This window comes from Amycolatopsis sp. NBC_00355, from assembly GCF_036104975.1.
Classification (GTDB): Bacteria; Actinomycetota; Actinomycetes; order Mycobacteriales; family Pseudonocardiaceae; genus Amycolatopsis.
Genome location: NZ_CP107982.1, coordinates 2,934,659 through 2,953,631, shown reverse-complemented (window position 1 = coordinate 2,953,631; position 18,973 = coordinate 2,934,659). Strand labels below are relative to the sequence as shown.

Sequence of the window (18,973 nt, the reverse complement as noted above, 5' to 3'; positions counted from 1 at the left end):
CCACGTGAAACTGGGGATCGAAGGGCGGTTTCCGGGGGGCAAAAAACTGCGTTCCCGGATTCCGCTGGTACTCGTCGTGGCGTTGTGTGCCGGCGGCGCCGTCGTGGCGCTGACCGGCAGGACGCCGTCCGCCGGGGCGGATTTCCTGCCCGCGGGGCACTGGTTCTACGACTCGGAAACGCAGTCCGCGCTGCACATCGACGGCTCGACCGCGCAGATCGACTCCGCCGGCCAGGTGCCCGGCCGCCCGGGCAGCCAGGTGCTGCAGGGCGACACCAGCGGCTACGTCGTCGGGCAGGACGGCGGCATCACGATGTTCGACCAGTCCACCCTGGCCGCGCAGCCGCCGCAGACCGCTCCCGACGACGAGCGCGGTCTCGCGATCGAAACCGCCGGCGGCCCCTACCTGGCCTACCGCAACGCGGGCAGGATCGCCCGGCTCGGCGGCGCGGTGCAGCTGATCGACGTCGAGGGGCCTTTCGGCGACCCGGTCGCGATGGCCGACGGCACACTCTGGCTCAACCGCACCGACACCGGGCAGCTGTGCCGGCTGCGCAAGGACGACTCGTCGGTCGCCTGCCCCGCCTCGGCCCAGCCCGGCGACACCGGTGGCATGACCCTCGTCGGCGGCAAGCCCGTCTTCGTGAACACCCACGACCGCACGCTGCGCACCGTCGGCGACGACGGCGAAGGTGCCGCGGTGCCGCTGGACGTCCCCGTCTCGGCCGCGACCCGCCCGGCCGCGGCCGACGTGCAGGGCCGCGTCGCGCTGTTCGACCCGGAAAGCAAACGCCTGTACCTGGTCGACCCGGCCGGGTTCGACCCGGCGAAGCCGCGCGAGCGACCGATTTCCGCGCAGTTGCCGCCGGGCGACTACGACGGCCCGGCTTCCACCGGCGACGTCGTCGCCCTGGTCGACAAAGCGGGCCGCAGGCTGCTCACCTACGACCACACCGGCGCGGCCCGCGACACCAAGCCGATCCCGGCCGAGCCCGGCACGCCGAAACTGGTGCAGGGCGGCGACTCCCGCGTCTACGTCGAGGGCGACCGGGGCCGGCACGTCCTGGTGCTCGACCACGACGGCCGGGTCTCCGACGTCCCGGCCGCGGGCCGCCCGCCGACCACGAGCGTCCCGCCCAGCCCGCCGCCGCCGGAGACCCCGCCGACCGGCAGCGCGCCGCCGGTGCGGCCGCAGCCGACGCAGCAGCCGGAGCGGACGGTCGTGCGCACGGAAAGGCCGCCGCCGACCCCGAAGTCGACGCCGAAACCGCCACCCGCGCCGCCGCCGACGGTCGCGGCGAGCCCGCCGAGCGCGCCCACGCGGGTCTCCGCGAAGGCCGGGGACGGTTCGGCGACGGTCAGCTGGGGCGCGGCCGCCGCGAACGGCTCGCCCGTGACCGCGTACAAGATCACGTGGACCGGCGGCGGCAGCGGCTCGGTGACGATGATCGCCTCCGCGCGCTCGACCACCGTGCAGGGCTTGGCGAACCGCAAGGCGTACACCTTCACCGTCCGGGCCGTCAACGAGGTCGGCGAAGGCCCCGGCGCGTCCAGCGGCTCGGTGACGCCGGCCGGTACCGAGAAGCTGACGCTGTCGCGCGGCGGGCAGTGCGCCCCCGAGTACGACCGCGACGGCTGCGCGAAGATGCACGTCGTGCTCAGCGGGTTCGCGCCGGGCACGCACGTCGACGTCGTCCCGCACTCGACGGATTCCGGCTACAGCAACGGAGGCCACGGCGTCGACACCGACTCCAGCGGGCGCGCGGCCTTCAGCGCGTTCGACTACTACGGTGTCGGCAACACCGTCTGGGTCACCGCGAGCGTCGACGGCTCGGCCGTGACCTCGAACCGTCTCAAGTGGACAGGAGGCTGATAGTGCCGACACCGGCCGAGGTGTACCAGCTGATCGCGCGCAACGTGCAGACCGTGCTGCGCGGGAAGCCGGAGGTCGTGCGGCTGGCCGTCGCCGCGGTGCTGGCCGAGGGCCACCTGCTGGTCGAGGACGTGCCCGGGCTCGGCAAGACGACGCTGGCGCGGTGCCTGGCCCGCAGCATCGGCGGCAGCTACCACCGGATCCAGTTCACCCCGGACCTGCTGCCCGGCGACATCACCGGTGTGCAGATCTACCACCAGCGCGAGGAGGCGTTCCGCTTCCACCCCGGCGGGATCTTCGCCAACGTCGTGGTGGCCGACGAAATCAACCGCGGCACACCGAAAACGCAGTCGGCGCTGCTGGAGGTGATGTCCGAGCGCACTGTCACCGTCGACGCGGAGCGGCACGAGGTGCCGACGCCGTTCATCGTCGTCGCGACCCAGAACCCGATCGAGATGGAGGGCACCTACCGGCTGCCCGAAGCCCAGCTCGACCGGTTCCTCATGCGGCTGACGGTCGGCTACCCGGACCTGGCCACCGAGGTGCTGGTGATCATGAGCGACCGCGCGGGCATCGGGCCCGACGAGCTGTCGCCGGTCGTCGACCTGGAGACGCTGCGGGCGGCGATCGCGCAGGTGCGGGCGATCCACGTCGACGGCGCGGTCTGCGAGTACGCCGCCCGCATCGCCGCCGCGACCCGCACGCACGTCGCGCTGCGCCACGGCGCCAGCCCGCGCGGCAGCATCGCACTGATCAGCACCGCGCAGGCGATCGCGGCCACCTACGGCCGCGGTTACGTGACCCCCGACGACGTCAAGGAGGTCGCGCGGCCGGTGCTGGCCCACCGGCTGATCCTGACCTCCGACGCCGAACTGACCCAGCGCAAGCCCGCGGACATCCTCGACGAGGTGCTCGCCGCGACGCCGGCCCCGACCACGCGCACCCCGGCCGCCGGGACCCCGGTGGGCTGATGACACGCCCGACCGCGCGGGGCACCGGACTGGTGGTGACCTCGGTGGCCCTGCTCGCCGCGGGCCTGGCCGGCGGCTGGCCGCTGCCGCGCGCCCTCGGCGCGGCCGGGCTGCTGGCCGTCCTCGGCGCGGTGCTGGCCGGTGCCCGCCGCGTGCGCGTCTCGGTGGCCAGGGAGGTCTACCCGGACCGCGTGGGCCGCGGTCGCCCGGCGTTCGCCCAGCTGCGGGTTCGCAACGCCGGCACCCGGCGGCAAAGTGCGTTCACCGCCGGCGACCGCGTCGGCGCCGGGACGCACGAGGTGCGCGTGCGCGCACTGGCGCCGGGGACGGAGTCGGTGCTGCACTACGAGCTGCCCACCGGGACCCGCGGCCGGCACCAGGTCGGGCCGCTGACGCTGGAACGCCGGGACCCGCTCGGGCTCGGCCGCGCCGGGATCACCACCGGCGACACCGCGACGCTGTGGGTGCACCCGAAGGTGCGGCCGGTGCTGCTGCCGGTGGGCGGCCACCCGCGCCACCACCACGAGGGCGTCACCACCGAGCTGTCTCCGCACGGTTCGCACGACTTGCGCGACGTCCGCGAGTACGTGCCCGGCGACGAGGTCCGGCACCTGCACTGGAAGGCGACCGCCCGGACCGGGCGGCTGATGGTGCGCGACTTCGTCGACCCGGAGCAGCCGCGCTTCACCGTCGTGCTGGACACCCGGTGCCCGCCGGGGCCGCTGTTCGAGGAAGCCGTCGACGTCGCGGCGTCGCTGCTGGCCGCGGCCGCCACGGCCGGGCACCGGTGCCGGCTGGTGACGCCGTGCGGCGTGGATGTGGCGACGCTGTCGGGTTCCCCGGCGGTGCGGCGGTTGCTCGACGAGCTGTGCGTCCTGACCGGAGGTGCGACGCCGGACTCGCGGTTGCTGCCGGAAAGCCGGGAACGCGGGGGCATCCTGACCGTCGTGGCCGCGGGCCCGCTGGACCTGGCGCCGGTGGCGGCGGTGCGGTCCCGGTACGCGAGCACGGTCGCCGTGATCCTGGGGGCGTCGGCGCCGCCCGCCGGCGCGACCCGGGTGCTGCTCGCGCCGGACGCCGTCAGCGCGTTGCGGCGCTGGACCGAGGTGGTCGCCTCGTGACGCGGGCCGTCGTCCTGCTCTTGACCGCGCTGCCCGGGCTGCTGTTCGCGCCGGTGTTCGGGTTCTGGGCGCTGGTCCTGCCGGTGCTCGCGGCCGGTGTCGTGTGCTTCGGCGTCGCGGAACTGTGCGATCGCCGGCGGGCGCTCCGGCCGTGGCGTCCGGTCATCGCGGCCGTGCTCGGTCTGGTGGTGGTGCTCGAAGTCGTGCTGCGCGGGACGGTGTCGCCGGGGGAGGCGCTGCACGCGCTCGTCGCCGGGGTCACGGACTCGTGGCGGCTGACCCTGCAGACGACGTGGCCGGCGCCGGCGGACCCGGCGCTGGTGCTGTTCGTGCCGCTGCTGGTGCTGGCCGCGTCGGTGCTGGCGGTCGAGCTGCTGGGGCGGCGTCCCCTGCTCGCGTTGCTGCCTTCGCTGCCGGTTCTGGTGCTCAGCCAGGCTTTCGGCGCCCTGACGGGCGCGACCGCGCTGGTGGTCGGGGCCGCCTACGCCGCGCTCGTGGTGCTGCTGCTGGTGCTGACCGGGCCGGATCGGCCGTCGGCGCCGTCGCGGCTGGGGGCCGTGCTGCTCGCCGCGGTGCCGGTCGTCGTGCTCGGCGCGGTCGGGGTCGTGGCCGGCGGGGTCGCCGACCCGGCCGGGACACCGGCGTTTTCGTTGCAGGACAACCAGCCCGCGCCGCTGCCGCCGGGCCGGGTGGCCAATCCGCTGACCGAGGTCGCGGGCCGGCTGCTGCACCCCGAGGTGCCGGTGTTCCGGTACTCGAGCGGCACACCGGTCGACCGGTGGCGCCTGGCCGTGCTCGACCGCTTCAACGGCGTCACGTGGTCACCGGGCGGCGAACCGCGGCGGCTCGGCGCGCCGCTGCCCGCCCCCGCGGCACCGCCGTCGGACCTGCGGACCGCCGACGTCACGGTGTTCGGGTCGCTCGGCCCGTGGCTGCCGAGCCAGCCGCTGGTGTCCGGGGTGGACGGGGTGACGCCGTTCGTCGACGCCGCATCGGGGCAGCTGCGGTTGCCGGGCCCGGCCGACGGCGCCGCGTACCGGCTGCGGTGGTGGGAACCCACCGGGCAGGCCGGGCTGCTGGGACGCGGAGTCGACCCGGCCGCCGCCCGGGACGTCGGCGACGTCGGTGCGGTGCCGCCGGAGGTCACGACGCTGGCTCGCGGCGCGGTACGGGACATGCGGCCGTCGTTCCAGACGGCGCTGCTGCTGGAGAAGTACTTCAGCGACAACTACCGCGTGGTGCGGGCGGGGGAGCGGCTGCCGACGGGCAGCGGCTGGCCGCAGCTGAAGCGGTTCCTGCTGGAGACGCACGTGGGCACGAGCGAGCAGTTCGCGGCGGCGTACGTGGCGGTGGCGAAGCTGCTCGGCATCCCGGCCCGCGTCGCGGTCGGCTTCCGGTCGCCGGCCGGCGCGGGCCGGGACGTGGTGGTGCGCAACGCGGACGTGCTGGCGTGGCCGGAGGTCGCGGTCGACGGCGTCGGCTGGGTGGCCCTGGACCCGACGGGAGCGGCGGCGGCCTCGGGCGGCCTGGGCGACACGACGGCCCGAGCCCGGGCGGCGCTACCCCCACCGGATCAGGTGACCCCGCCCCGGCTCCCGTCTTCCGGCACGGGCGCTTCGGCTCCCGACACCGGGCTTTCGGTGCCGTGGCCGGTGTTCGCGGTGCTTTTGACGGTGCTGGTGGTGCTGTGGCTGGTCGGCGTCCCGGCGGTGGGGGTGGTCCGGGCGTGGCGACGGCGACGCCGTCCGGGGTACGCATCGGTGGCGGGCGCGTGGGCGGAGGCGCGCGACCGGCTACGGGCGCACGGCGTGGTGCTGACGCCGGGAATGACGGTCCGGGACGCGCTCTCCGCGGTGGGACCTTCGGCGCCGGCCGGGGTCCGGGAGGGGTTGTCGGAACTGGCCGGCGCGATGGACGCGGCGATGTGGACCGTTTCGGCCTCCGACGAGCGGGAACGCGCGTGGGCGGCGGTCCGGAAGCTGCGCCGCGGCTTGGGGAAGGCCCGCCCGGGGCGGCGGGTGCTGGCGTGGTTCGACCCACGCGGGTTGCGTCCCTCCCGCGCTTGACCGAAAGCCGTGAATGGCACATCGAGGGACTTCAAGTCCCTCGATGTGCCATTCACGGCTTTTCGTGCCGGGTGTCGCCTGACCGGTTCCGGCCAGCGCGCCCCGGCTGCCGCGCACCGCCGCGACGATGGCGTGATGAGCCGAACCCTGCCCGCGTTGGCCGGTGTCGTCGCCGCGGTGCTCGTCTCCACCGCGCCGCCCGCGGTTGCCGCGCCGCCGGCCGGGGCCTGTTCCACCGCCGAAGGTGCCCACCCCGTCGTCACCGAACTGCCCTGGGCGCAACGGACCCTCGACCCGCGGCGGGTCTGGCCGCACAGCACCGGGGCCGGGGTCACCGTCGCCGTCGTCGACTCCGGGGTCGACGCCGCCCATCCGCAGCTCACCGGGAAAGTTCTGCCGGGCAAGGACTTCTTCCTCTCCGGCGATCTCCCCGGTGACTTCGACTGCGCCTCCCACGGCACGGCCGTCGCCGGGATCATCGCCGCCGCGCCGCAGGCCGGCGTCGGCTTCCAGGGGCTCGCCCCGGGCGCCACGGTCCTGCCCGTACGGATCACCGACCGTGACCTCGCCGACGACGGCCGCCCGACCCCGATCGATCCCGTCGTCCTCGCCCGGGGCATCTGGTACGCCGCCGACTCCGGGGCCAAGGTCATCAACCTCTCGCTGTCCGGCTACGCCGACGACGTGGTCGTGCACGACGCCATCCGGCACGCCCAGCAGAACGACGTCCTCGTCGTCGCGGCCGTCGGGAACCGCAGCTCCGGCCCGTCCTACCCCGCGATGTACGACGGCGTCCTCGGCGTCGGCTCGATCGACATCGGCGGCCACCGGGCGCAGGGCTCACAGGTCGGGTCCTATGTGGACATCGTCGCGCCCGGGGCCGGGGTGCTGAGCACGACCCGCGCGGGCGGCCACGACTACTTCGACGGCACCAGCTTCGCCGCCCCCTTCGTCTCCGCCACCGCCGCGCTCGTCCGCGAAGCCGAGCCCGGACTCAGCGCCGCCCAGGTGGCCGGCCGCCTGATCGCGACGGCGACCCCGATGCCCGGCGGCGCGGGCAGCCTCGAGTACGGCGCCGGCCTGGTCGACCCCTACCGGGCGGTGACCGAAGGACTTACCGCCCGCCCGGCGGCCCCGCTGCCGTCCGTCGTACCCGCGGCACCGGATCCGGCGGCCGAAAGCGCCGCGGCCTGGTGGGCGCGCCAAGGCACCGCGGCCCGTTCCGGAGTCGCTGCCGCCCTGGCCGCGACGCTCCTCGGCACGGTCGTGCTCGTGGTCCTCCGCCGGGGGAAACGACGGCGGTGGACGCCCGCCCGGGCCCGCCCGCTGCCGCCGCGTCCCGACCGCGAGCCGGTCGCCGCCGAACCCTTCCTGCTGCCCGGAAGGCACTGAAAAGGGCGGCCCCGAACCGGGACCGCCCCTTTCCCCCAGCCTCAGATCGACGTGCTGCCGACCCGGGCCTTCGCCGACGCCAGCGCCTGCTGCAACTCGGTGTTCGTGTTGTCGACGCCGCCGCGCAGCGCCTCCAGCATCTGCTGCTGCGCCTGCGAAACCTGCTGCCAGGCGGCACTCACCTCGGTGAACTGGCCGCCCGCCTGGTCCTGCCAGCCCTCGGCGGTCTGGCCGGACATCGTCTGCCAGGTGCTCATCTCCTGGTCGACCCGCCCGATGGTGCTGCGGATCTGGTCGGTGAGCCCGTGCAGCTCGCTGAAGTTTCCCTTGATCAGCACGAGGAATCCCCTTTCCGTGGTCAGGCCCGCAGCGCGCCGCCGAAGGGGCTGTGCCCCTGGGCGGACTCGATGCCGGCGCGCGCCGCGTCTTCGGCGCTGAGGTAGGTGTTGGCCGAGAACTGCGTGTTCTCGCCGAGGTTGCCCAGTGCCGCGGTCAGCCGGGTGATGCCCTGGTCCCACTGCTCGTGCGCGCGCACGAACGCCTCGTAGGACGTCCCGACCCACTGCCCGTGCATCGCCCCGACCACCGGGAGCAGCGACGCCCGGTGTCCGTTGATGCTGTCCGCCACCGAACCGGCGGTCTTCGCCGACTGCTGGAGGACGTCCATTTCGCCGTGTAGCTGATCCTGCATGCTCGCCACGCGCGGCTCCTTTTTTCACCGGAATAGCCGTTTCCGGCCCGACGCTAGGTGCCCCGCGGCCCGCGTGGCCCCGTCGCGGCACGTTCCTGCCACGCCACCCCACGCCGCCCGGGCAGCCCCGACGATGACGGCGTGGCGACGACCTTGGTGCACCGCGGCGACCGGACGGCCGGGCCGGCGATGCCGTCCGGCGAGGTGGTGCTGGAAGCACCGCCGGAGATCCCGCTGCCTTCGGGGCGGACGTGGACGCAGGCCCTGATGGTCCTGCCGATGGTGGCGATCATGGGCGGCACGCTGCTCGGCTTCGGCGGGACGGCGAGTGCGCTGCGGTACGTCGTGCTCGGCCTGTTCGGTGTCGCGATCCTCGGCATGCTCTGCGCGGCCTTCCTCAACGGCGGCGGCGTGAGCAAGCGCGAGATGGCGCACGCGCGCCGGCTCTACCTGCGTGGCCTGGCCCAGCACCGGATGCGCGTCACCCGCACGATCGATCGTCAGCGGGCCGCACTGGCCCACCTGCACCCCGAGCCGGAGACGCTGTGGTCCCTGGCCGCCGGGCCGCGGCTGTGGGAACGGCGGCCCGCCGACCCCGACTTCCTGGTCGCCCGGATCGGCCGGGGCCCGCAGGGCCTGGCCACCCCGATCGTCCCGCCGGACACCGTGGCGCTGGAACGCCTGGAGCCGCTTTCCGCGCTCGCGCTGCGCCGGTTCGTCACGGCGTACACGACCGTCGGCGGGCTCCCGCTCGCTGTCTCGGTGAACGGCTTCGCGCGGCTTCACCTGACCGGCGACCGAGACCGCCGCACCGCGCTGGCCCGGGCCCTGCTGGCCCAGCTGGCCGTGCTGCACGCGCCCGACGACGTCCGGATCGCCGTCTGCGCCGCGCCTGACCGGCTGCCGGAGTGGGACTGGGTCAAGTGGCTGCCGCACGCGCTGCACCCGGACCGCACCGACGCCGTCGGGCCGCTGCGGCTGGTCGCCCCGGCCGCCACCGCGCTCGAGGCGATGCTCGACGACCTGCTCGCCGGCCGCCCGCGGTTCGACCCGGACGGCCCCGGCCGCGCCCCGGCCCCGCACCTGCTGGTCGTCCTCGACGGCGGCGACGTCCTGGGCTCCGATCATCTGATGACCGGCGGCGGCGTCGAAGGCGTCACCGTCCTCGACCTCAGCTCGCCCGTGCCCCGCGCGCTCGATCGGGGCGCGGCCGAGCTGAGCGTCCGCGCGGACGGGACGCTGGCCGCCCGGACCACGGGCGGCACCGAAGAACTCGGCCAGGCCGACGCGGTGGCGCCGGCCGCCGCCGAAGCGCTCGCCCGGACGCTGGCGCCGTTGCGGCTGCCCAGCGGAACCCGCGGCGAGCAGCCGCTCAGCAGTGAGCTCGGTCTGGAAGACCTGCTCGGCCTCGGTGACCCGTTCGCGTTCGACCCCACCGGCACCTGGCGGCCGCGGCCGAGCCGCGACCGCCTGCGCGTCCGGTTCGGGATCACCCCGGACGGCACGCCGGTCGAGCTGGACCTCAAGGAGTCCGCCCAGGACGGGATGGGCCCGCACGGCCTGCTGATCGGCGCGACCGGGTCCGGCAAGAGCGAGCTGCTGCGCACCCTCGTGCTGGCGCTGGCGATCACGCACCCGCCGAACCAGCTCAACTTCGCGCTCATCGACTTCAAAGGCGGCGCCACCTTCACCCGCCTCGACGGCCTCCCGCACACCAGCGCGGTGATCACCAACCTCGCCGACGAGCTGCCGCTGGTCGACCGGATGGCCGACGCGATCAACGGCGAGCTGATCCGCCGTCAGGAACTGCTGCGCGCGGCCGGGAACTTCGCTTCCCTGCGTGACTACGAGAAGGCCCGGCTCGCCGGGGCGCCGCTCGCGGAGGTACCGACGCTGCTGGTGGTCTGCGACGAGTTCAGCGAACTGCTCTCCGCCCGGCCGGACTTCATCGACATGTTCGTCCAGATCGGGCGCGTCGGCCGGTCGCTCGGTGTGCACCTGCTGCTGGCGAGCCAGCGTTTGGAGGAGGGCAGGCTGCGCGGGCTCGACGGCCACCTGTCCTACCGGATCGGCCTGCGGACCTTCTCCGACATGGAAAGCCGCGCGGTGCTGGGGGTCACCGCGGCGTTCACCCTGCCGCGCGCGCCGGGCCACGGTTTCCTCAAGTTCGGCACCGAGGTCATGACGCGATTCCGCTCCGCCTACGTCTCCGGCGTCCACCGCCCCGGCACGACCGGCGCTGGGCCTCGCGAACACCAGGCCGCCATGCGCGAGTACACGACTTCGTATGTCGCACCCGAAATGACGGATGAACCCGAAGCCGAGGAAGACCTCGACGACGCCGTCGGCGAAAGCCTCCTGGACATCCTGGTCGACCGGTTCACCGGCAAGGGCACGCCGGCGCACCAGGTGTGGCTGCCGCCGCTGCGCGAGTCGTCCACTGTGGACGATTTGCTCGGGACGCCGGTGGTGGACCCGGTGCGCGGGCTCGTCGCCGGACCGGGGCTGGCCGGGAAGCTGCGCGCTTCGGCGGGGATCGTCGACCGGCCGCTCGACCAGCGGCGGGACCCCCTGGAGCTGGATTTCTCCGGCGCGGCCGGGCACGCCGTGGTCGTCGGCGCGCCGCGGTCGGGCAAGAGCGTCGCGCTGCGAACGATCATCGCGAGCCTGGCGCTGACCCACACGCCGCGTGAGACACAGTTCTACTGCCTCGACTTCGGCGGTGGCACGCTCGCCACCTTGCGGGGTCTGCCGCACGTCGGCAGCGTCGCGGCCCGGCAGAACGCCGGCGCGGTCCGGCGCACGGTCGCCGAGGTGGCCGGCGTGCTCGCGGCCCGCGAACGCCGGTTCGCGGAGCTGGAGCTCGACGGCATGCCCGAGTTCCGGCGCCGCCGCGCCGCCGGCGAGTTCGCCGAGGACCCCTACGGCGACGTCTTCCTGGTGGTCGACGGCTGGCTGACCCTGCGCAAGGACTTCGAGGACCTCGAGGAGGTCGTCGCCGGGATCGCCGCGCGCGGGCTCGCCTACGGCGTCCACCTGCTGGTGGCCTGCTCCCGCTCGTTCGACCTGCGCCCGGCCGTGCGCGACCTCTTCGGCGGGCGGCTGGAGCTGCGGCTCGGCGACCCGGTCGACACCATGGTCGACCGGGCGAGCCAGCTGCTCGTCCCGGAGAACGCGCCCGGGCGCGGTGTCACGAGCGGACGACACCAGATGCTGACGGCCCTGCCCCGGATCGACGGGCGTGCGACCGCCGACGACCTGCCGGCCGGCTCGGCGGCGCTCGTCGAGGCCGTGGCGGCGGCCTGGCGGGGGGAGCCCGCGCCGAGGGTGCGGCTGCTGCCGGGCGTGCTGCCGTACCCGGAACTGTCTACTGTGGATGACCCGGCGACGCACCGGCTCGCGGTCGGGATCGCCGAGCAGGACCTGGCTCCGGTGCGACTGGACTTCGCGGCCGACCCGCACCTGCTGGTGCTCGGTGACGGCGAATCCGGCAAAACGGCGTTCCTGCGGCTGCTGGCCCGCCGCATCGCCGGGGCGTACCGGCCAGAGCAGGCCCGGCTGATCGTGGTCGACCACCGGCGCGGGCTGCTCGGCGACCTGTCCGAGCCGCACCTGCTCGGCTACGGCACGGACCCGGCGTCGACGGCCGGCTTGCTCGCCGAAGCGGCTCGCGGCGTCGCCGAACGGCTGCCCGGCCCCGACGTCACGCCCGCCCAGCTGCGGACGCGGTCGTGGTGGCACGGACCGGAGCTGTTCGTGCTGGTCGACGACTACGACCTCGTCGTCAACCCGGCGGCGAACCCGTTGCTGCCGCTGCTGGAGCACTTGGCCCAGAGCCGCGACATCGGCCTGCACGTCATCGTGACGCGGCGGACGGGCGGGGCCGGGCGCGCGTTGTTCGAGCCGTTCCTCACCCGGCTGCGCGACGTCGGCACCCCCGGGCTGCTGCTGTCCGGTGACAAGGAAGAAGGACCGCTGCTCGGCGGGGTCAAGGCCGAGCCGCTGCCCGCCGGGCGTGGCCGGCTGATCGGCCGCCGCGACGCGCCGAAGCTGCTGCAGCTGGCCTGGCTGCCGCCGGCCGATGTGACCACAGTGGACGAAGGGAAACCCTGATGGGACAAGACATCCACGGCCTTACCGATGGCCTGGAACAGTTCTCGCCGCCGCCGCCGGACCCAGGTGTCGCGGCCGCACGGCCGGGTATCGCCGGCGGCGGCCTGCTGGAGACGGCGGAGCTGACGGCCGCGGACACGGAGTCGGCGACCGCGCTCACCGGGTACGTCCAGCGGGCGCACGACGAGTTCGTCGCACTGGCCGGGATCGCCCGGGGCGCGGCGCAGGACTACCTCGCCGGCAACGCGGCCGGGGCCCAGGCCCTGACCGTGGCCGGCACCGGACTGGGGGACTGAGCGGTGGGGTACGGATCGCTGCCGTTGGAGCAGCAGCTCGCGATGGTGCAGGTGGAACAGGGCAACGTCGGCGCGTTCGGCGAGATCGGCCGCAAGTGGCAGGCCGCGCAGACGGCGTTGGAGACCGCGGAGGGGCAGCTGGCCGAGCACGCGAGCCGGGTTTCCGGGGCATGGCAGGACGACGCGGGGCGGACCTTCCTCCGGCGGACCGACGCCGGCACGACGTCGTTGCGCACGCACGCGCAGTGGATCGCGGCGGCGGCCCCGTGGACGGCCCTCGACGCGGCCGCCCAAGCGGTGCCGATGGTCACGCGGTACGTCGCGCAGTGCCTGGAGCAGGCGCGGCAGATCCAGGCCGCGGTGGCTCAGGCGGGAGGTGCGTCGGCGGACTCCCAGGTGAAGCAGCTGCAGGAAGCGGCCGGCGCGAAGATGGACGAGCTGGGGCGGCTGTACGTGGCGGCGGCGCAACGGCTGCGTGCGGCGGCGGGGGAGAGTGCCGCAGGCTCGGGCGGTGGCAGTTCCGGCGATGGCGCGGCCGCCGGTGGTGGTGCTACCGGTGGTGGTGCTGCCGGTGGTGCCTCGGCGAGTGCTGCCGACGCGGGTGCCGCCGGGGCGGGTGGTGCTGACGCGGGTGGCGCCGAGGCGCAGGCGGCCGCCGGTGGTGCCGCCGCAGCTTCCGGCGCGGGTGCTGCCGGTGGTGCCGCTTCCGGCGCCGTTGGCGGTCCCGGCGCGGTGCCCACTCCCGAAGCCCCGCCGGTGCCGGATCTGCCGTCGCCGGTCGCGCCGACGTTGGCGGGGCTGGAGAGCGTCGCGCCGCCGGTGCCGCCCTCGGTGACGCCGGTCGCGCCATCGCTGCCGTCGGCGGCGGGAGTGCCGAGCCCGGCGCTGGGCGGTCTCGCCGGATTGGCCGGCTCGGTCCGTCTCCCGGGAGCGACGGCGATCCCGCAGGCCGCGGTACCCCGCGCGACGACGGTCACCCCGGCCGCCGCGACCGCCCCCGGGGAACCGATCGTCCCAGGCGTGGCTTCGGGGGCGTCGGCACGCCCGGCGTCGGGTGGGTTCCCCGGCATGATGCCGCCGATGTCGGGCGCGCTCGCGGGCTCGGGGCAGCGTCCCGGGCCGGGCCGGGCGGAGAACCGGTTCACGGGCCGCGGCCCGGTCCGCAGGCAGCCGCCGGGGGTGCCTGAGCGGCTCGGCGGCCGGACCCGCGGCGACCGCCGTCCGGTGCCGGCGGAAGAGCCCCGCTGGTCCCCGGACAAGCCTCGTCTCGACGACGAACTGTGGGAGGTCGCACCACCCCCGTCCCCGTTGCGGTCCGAGCGAGGCTGAGACGGGAAAGGCCCGCCCCGCACGTGTTCCGGGGCGGGCCTTTCCCGTGGAAAGCGCCGCTCCCGGCAGCCCGAGGCGCGGCCCCGGATGCCGCGAAGGGCACCCTCATGGCCGTAACGTCCATGAGGGTGCCCTTCACGACCGTCTCCCCGGTCAGCGGCTCAGCGCCGCCTGCTCCACCAAACCCGGCCCCACCGGGACCCGCGCCAGCAGCTCCGCCGGAATCCGCACGGGCGTCACCGCGCCGTACCCCAGCACCTCCATCGTCCGCCTGCTCGCCAGCGGGTACGCACGCCCCGCGTCCGTCACCAGCGCGAGCGTGCCCGCCGGGGCCGTCCGGCTCGGCATCGCCTCCACCAGCGCCGCCATGCCCGGGGGGACCACCACGCTGTCGGCCAGCGCTGCTCCCGCCGCCGTCCGGCCGGCCGTCACCGTCATCGGGTCCGGCGGGGCCAGCGCCGGGTCGAGCACCACTGACGGCGCCTCCGCCCCCGGCGTGAAACCCAGGCACACCGCGGCACCCGTGGCGAACTCGGGCAGCTGCGCGGGAACGTCACCGGGCTGCCGCGCCGGCGACGGGGACCGGTGGGCCTCCGCCAGGTCGAGCGGGCTCAGCGGGACGGCGTCCGGCTGGGCGTTCGCATACGCGGCCGCGGTCGGCGGGTACGCCCGCTGGATGTCGTACTGCAGCGGCGTGATCGGGCGCAGCCGCCCGGTCTCGGCCAGGTAGTACCCCGTCGTGCCGCTCGTCCGGACAGCCAGCAGCTGACCCGCGCGCAGCTCCGGCCGCCGGGCCACCGCCGTCGACGGCCTCCCCGCGTCCGGCAGCGGAATCGGCGCGATCGCGCCCCCGGCCGGCAGCAGATCGCCCGCCGCCGGGCTCAGCCGGACCGGCGACGCCGAGCGCAGCGCCAGCCCGACCGTCACCGCGTCGGCCGCCGCGATCCGGTGCCGGAAACCGCCGGCCACCAGGTACCGCTCGCCGGTGTCCGCGGACTCCGCCAGCAGCGCCCGGTCGCCCAGCGGCGTCCCCCCTGCGGGCGAGCCTCCGGCGAGCAGCACCGAACGGCTCACCACGCTGCCGTCGGCGCCGGTCTCCGGCCGCGAGCACAGCGACCACTCCGGGCCGAGCAGGTGGTCGGCCGCGGGAAGCGCTTCCGGCGCCCCCGCGATGCCGATCAGCGGCCCGCGCGGCACGCCGTCGAGTGAGTTCCGGGACACCTGCACGGTCTTCGCGCTGCCCGCGGCGAGCACCGCCGACGTGTAGTTCGCCGCCGGGTGCAGGCGGCCGGCGACGTAGACGAACCGCGTCCCCGTCTCCTTTTCCACGATGACGGCGTCCCCGGCCTGCCAGGACGTGTTCCCGCCGGGGACGAGCAGCCCGAAGACGCCGAACCCGGCCAGCAGGAGCAGGGACAGCCCGATCCCGGCGAACGCCGCGGTCGCCGGCCGCCGGAACCGCGGCCGCTCCGGGTCGGTTTCGCGGGCGGCGAGCGCGGAAACCGTGCGCTGGACGAGGAACTGGTGCGCGTGCAGCTGGTCGCGAGGGGAGGCCACCTCAGCCCGCCAGCCCGCGGAGCACCGCGTACAGGCCGAGCACCCAGCACAGCAGCGGGACCACGGCCACGACCACGAGCACCTCGACGATCTCACCCCACCGCGCCAGGTACGGCGTCGGCGTCCTGGCCGCGTAACGCAGGCCGGCCGGGACCACGACGACGGTGGCGGCCGCGCACACCGCGGCGATCGTCCACGGCTGCCCGCCGCCGAAGAGGGCCAGGCTAGCCAGGCCCGTCGCGCCGGCCAGCAGCAGCGGCACCCGGTGCCGCACGATCGGGTGCAGCCGCGCCCGCAGCAGGAAGCCGGCGGTCAGCACGGCCGTGAAGACGACGCCCGCGGTGCCACCGTGCCCGGCCCACCACACCTGCGCCGGCGCGGCGGCCGCGGCGATCGCCCAGAGCAGCCCGGTGAGGATGCCGTCGGCGCGCACCACCGACGCGTAGACCGCGCGCCGGGCCGGGTGCGGGGTGTCGCGCAGCAGGTCGGCCGGGCCGCGCGGGAGGACCGGCAACGGCAGCCGGCCCAGCCGGACCGCGAGCGCAGGCAGCGGGGGCGAGCCGACCAGGGCCGCGGCCGCGACGATCGCGGCCGCCTGCGGCCCGGGCACGACGTCCGCCGTCGCGAGCCACGCCCCGAGCGTTCCGGCCAGGCCGGCGACCGCCCCGGCCGTGAAGACGGCCGCCCGGTCGGCCACGCCCATCAGCCCGGCGACGGCGGCGACCAGCACGGACGCGCACCCCGCGAGCAGCTGGGGCGCGCCCGGCGGCTCGCCGGCGGTCAGAGGGGCGCCACCGGCCGGCAGGAGGGCGCCACCCACGAAAGCGAACGGCCACGCCGTCACCGCCAGGATCGCACCGGCCCCGCTGTCGCCGAACGCCCGGGCGAGGCCCGACCCGCCGGCCACCAGCGCGACCGCCGCGAGCAGAGCCGCGACCGCCGGGCCGACGCCAGGGCCCGCCGTGACGAGCACGGCCAGTGCCACCAGCGCCGCGAGTGAACCGGCCGCCAGGCCCGCGGCCCGGGTGTGACGGGCCTGCCAGGTGCCGCCGAGACGGGCCGACCCTTCGGCGATCACGTCGGCCAGGTCGTCGTACTCCAGCTCGGGCCAGTCGACCTGGGCCGGAACCAGGTGCAGGACCTCGCCGTCGCCGACGCGCTGCGCGGCGGCCGTGCGGGCGGGGTCGAGCCGGCCGCCGTCGCCGCGGCGCAGCAGCCACCCGCCAGGCGGTTCGTCGGCCACGCCGGCGTGCCGGAGCAGGCCCGGCAACAGCTCGGCGAGCGGCGCCCGTTCGGGCAGCGCGAGGTCGATGCGGCGGTGCGGCGTCGCGACCGTCACGCGGACCAGGCCGGTCGTGGTCATGGTGGCCTTCCTCGGTTCGGCTCGCGGCAGGTAGCTGCCGTGGGCACCCGCGGACTGGCGCGGGCGGACCTACTATGGATCGGCCGGGCCACGCGGAGGGCGGGGCGGCAGGTTGCGGACAGGCGGGGGTCATGACGGGAACGACGGGCGGAGACGCGTACGCCGGGGTCTCGTCACGGGTGACCTTCGCCTACCGGCCGCTGCCGTCGAAGTTCGACAAGCGCACCAAGGCGGCGTTCGACCGCGAGCAGGCGGCGGTGCGGCACATCCCGTCGGTGCTGGCGATCGACGCGGTCGAGACCCGCTCGGACGGCAGCCAGGTGCTGCGGCGCGAGCAGTGCCCGCAGTCGCTGGCCGAGCTGGTCAGCCGCGGCGGTCCGCTGTCCGCGGCGGACGCGGTCGTCCTGGGCCGGACGCTGGCGACGGCGCTGGCCGGCATGCACAAGGCGGGCGTCGTCCACGGCGGCGTGAGCCCGCACAACGTCCTGTTCCGTGCCTCGGGTGAGCCGGTCCTGGCCGACGGTGGCCTGGTGCTGCGGCACACGTTCCCCCGCGATCCGTTGCACGCCATCGAGTTCCGCGCGCCCGAGGCGGCGCGCACCGAGGTGTTCGACGAGGCGAACGACATGTACGGCTTGGGCGCGGTGGTGCACTTCGCGCTGACGGGCGGTTCGCCGCACCCGGGCAAGCTCGGGGAGCGGCAGGGCGAGCGGGTGCTGCGGGTGCTGCGCGAGCCGGTGCCGGCGATCCACCGCGAGGACGTCCCGGTGGCCCTGGCCACGACGATCGGCCGGCTGCTGGCGGCCGACCCGGCCCGCCGCCTGACGGACGCGGTGGAGGTGGCCCGCCGGCTGGCGACGGTGGGATCGGTGCCGCCGGGCTTCGACGACTTCGCTTCGGGGCCGGTGCCTCCGGTGGCCGGTGGGTACGGGATGGTGCCACCGACATCCGCCGCGCCGCCGGGAGTGGTCACGCCGGCGCTCGCTGTGGCCTCCCCACCGCAGGTACCCGTGCCGACGGCGACGACTTCTGCGTGGGCGAAGCCAGGCGCAGGCCCGGTTCCCCATTCGGCGCAGCCGGGTGCGGCTCCGTCGGCTGGGCCGTCGGCCGCGTCGCCGGTGCCTGCCGGCGACGTTGTGCTGCCAGGTGCTGTCGTGGCCGCAGGCTCTGCTGACGCCGCGGGTGCGGCTCGGTCGACCGGGCCGTTGCCCGCGGCCTCGAACCCTGTCGTGGCCGCAACCCCGGCCGCGCCCATGGCACCGCCTTGGGCGCCGCAAGTTGCCGAGGCGACCCGCGTTCCCCTGGCCTCCTTCGACTTCCGCGGCGTCAACCCCGGCAACCGCCGCAGCCGGCGGAAACTGCTCGTATTCGGCGGAATCGCCGTTGCCGTCGCGGCGGTTGGCGGTGGGCTGATCGCCGTCCTCGGCAGTGGGTCCGTCGAAATGGCGCAGCCCGCCGAAACCCAGCCCGCCGCTCCACCGCCTTCCTCGCTCGTCGCCGCGCCCGCCACCGCTCTCGAACTGCTCCCTCCCAAAGACGCCAGCGACAGCGTCGAGCTCACCTGGCGCAGCTCGGCGCCCATGGACTACGCCGTGGTCGTCGCCGCCGAAGGGGACCAGGCGCGGGTGGTGCCCGCCGGGCGGCAGCTCAGCCTGACCATCCCGGTCGAACCCGGGAAGCGGTACTGCTTCCTCGTCCGCGCCGCCACCGCGCGCGGGGTCTACGAAAGCCTGCCGAAAGCCATCCGCGGCGCCACCTGCACCCGCTGAACGCGCGTGGCCGGACGCGGCCGGCGGCGCCGAGGTCACAGCACCGAGGTCACGGCGCAGCGGGCGCGAACGGTCCGCCGCCGTTGCCTTTCGTAGGTGCTGCTCAGGGACCTGTGGTCACCGGACCCCGGCGATCGGCGACCGGCACGACTGCCTGCTACAGGGGAGCGTCGCCGCGGGTGCTGAGCGCCACCAGGGCCGCCGACTACGTCCGCCAGCGCCTCGGCGGCGGAACCCTTGAGCCGAACACGGCCGGTGAGATCGCGATGCCGGTGCAGGGCCCCTTCGCGAGCCCAAGGCGCAGCGCGACGCCGCCGGTGCTGGCGGCACCGGTTCGAGGGTGGCGTGGGCGAGTCCGGCGTTGATGTCCGGTTCGCGGATGTGGACGCCGTGGCGGCGGGCGTCGGCGACCAGAGACTGCGAGCTGTAGCA

The 18,973-nt window shown here is 75.5% G+C and carries 13 protein-coding genes; 9 read left to right on the top strand and 4 right to left on the bottom strand.

Annotated features, from left to right (window positions below):
* Positions 1-4: 4 nt before the first annotated feature.
* The 5 genes from OHS18_RS12265 (at position 5) to mycP (ending at position 7,423) form a co-directional block, all read left to right on the top strand.
* Positions 5-1,873, top strand: coding sequence for a fibronectin type III domain-containing protein (locus tag OHS18_RS12265; RefSeq protein ID WP_328452912.1), 1,869 nt, complete (start codon positions 5-7; stop codon positions 1,871-1,873).
* Positions 1,873-2,844 carry an AAA family ATPase gene (locus OHS18_RS12260; RefSeq protein WP_328458886.1) on the top strand — a complete coding sequence of 324 codons (972 nt, stop codon included), beginning with the start codon at positions 1,873-1,875 and terminating at the stop codon, positions 2,842-2,844. The genes OHS18_RS12265 and OHS18_RS12260 overlap by 1 nt, the downstream gene beginning before the upstream one ends.
* Positions 2,844-3,965 (top strand): DUF58 domain-containing protein, encoded by a 1,122-nt coding sequence (locus tag OHS18_RS12255; protein ID WP_328452914.1) that lies wholly within the window; start codon positions 2,844-2,846, stop codon positions 3,963-3,965. The genes OHS18_RS12260 and OHS18_RS12255 overlap by 1 nt, the downstream gene beginning before the upstream one ends.
* Positions 3,962-6,031, top strand: coding sequence for a transglutaminase family protein (locus OHS18_RS12250; RefSeq protein ID WP_328452916.1), 2,070 nt, complete (start codon positions 3,962-3,964; stop codon positions 6,029-6,031). The genes OHS18_RS12255 and OHS18_RS12250 overlap by 4 nt, the downstream gene beginning before the upstream one ends.
* Positions 6,032-6,166: 135 nt before the next feature.
* Complete coding sequence (mycP, locus tag OHS18_RS12245; RefSeq protein WP_328617075.1) at positions 6,167-7,423, top strand: type VII secretion-associated serine protease mycosin; 1,257 nt, start codon at positions 6,167-6,169, stop codon at positions 7,421-7,423.
* A 41-nt stretch (positions 7,424-7,464) separates the two neighbouring features.
* Here the strand turns inward: mycP and OHS18_RS12240 are convergent, their stop codons facing one another.
* Both OHS18_RS12240 and OHS18_RS12235 read right to left on the bottom strand, forming a co-directional pair.
* Complete coding sequence (locus OHS18_RS12240) at positions 7,465-7,761, bottom strand: WXG100 family type VII secretion target (RefSeq protein WP_328452920.1); 297 nt, start codon at positions 7,759-7,761, stop codon at positions 7,465-7,467.
* 20 nt (positions 7,762-7,781) lie between these two features.
* The gene (locus tag OHS18_RS12235) at positions 7,782-8,114 is read right to left on the bottom strand and encodes a WXG100 family type VII secretion target (RefSeq protein ID WP_244180950.1); all 333 of its coding nucleotides are present in this window, start codon (positions 8,112-8,114) and stop codon (positions 7,782-7,784) included.
* Between the two features lie 141 nt (positions 8,115-8,255).
* Here OHS18_RS12235 and eccCa point away from each other — a divergent pair, with 141 nt between their 5' ends.
* From eccCa to OHS18_RS12220, 3 genes are read left to right on the top strand one after another with little or no spacing between them, the layout of a single operon-like run.
* Complete coding sequence (gene eccCa, locus OHS18_RS12230) at positions 8,256-12,227, top strand: type VII secretion protein EccCa (protein ID WP_442874387.1); 3,972 nt, start codon at positions 8,256-8,258, stop codon at positions 12,225-12,227.
* Complete coding sequence (locus OHS18_RS12225; RefSeq protein WP_328452922.1) at positions 12,227-12,523, top strand: hypothetical protein; 297 nt, start codon at positions 12,227-12,229, stop codon at positions 12,521-12,523. Before eccCa ends, OHS18_RS12225 begins: the two co-directional genes overlap by 1 nt.
* Before the next feature lie 3 nt (positions 12,524-12,526).
* The gene (locus OHS18_RS12220) at positions 12,527-13,852 is read left to right on the top strand and encodes a hypothetical protein (protein WP_328452924.1); all 1,326 of its coding nucleotides are present in this window, start codon (positions 12,527-12,529) and stop codon (positions 13,850-13,852) included.
* Positions 13,853-14,005: 153 nt separating this feature from the next.
* Here OHS18_RS12220 and eccB read toward each other — a convergent pair whose 3' ends face one another.
* Together eccB and eccD are read right to left on the bottom strand one after the other, a co-directional pair.
* Positions 14,006-15,409, bottom strand: a complete 1,404-nt coding sequence (gene eccB, locus OHS18_RS12215; RefSeq protein WP_328617074.1) for a type VII secretion protein EccB — start codon at positions 15,407-15,409, stop codon at positions 14,006-14,008.
* Between the two features lies 1 nt (position 15,410).
* Positions 15,411-16,772 (bottom strand): type VII secretion integral membrane protein EccD, encoded by a 1,362-nt coding sequence (gene eccD, locus OHS18_RS12210; RefSeq protein WP_328617073.1) that lies wholly within the window; start codon positions 16,770-16,772, stop codon positions 15,411-15,413.
* Positions 16,773-16,903: 131 nt separating this feature from the next.
* On the opposite strand from eccD, the gene OHS18_RS12205 reads away from it, so the two are divergent.
* Positions 16,904-18,541, top strand: a complete 1,638-nt coding sequence (locus OHS18_RS12205; protein ID WP_328617072.1) for a serine/threonine protein kinase — start codon at positions 16,904-16,906, stop codon at positions 18,539-18,541.
* Positions 18,542-18,973: the final 432 nt, after the last annotated feature.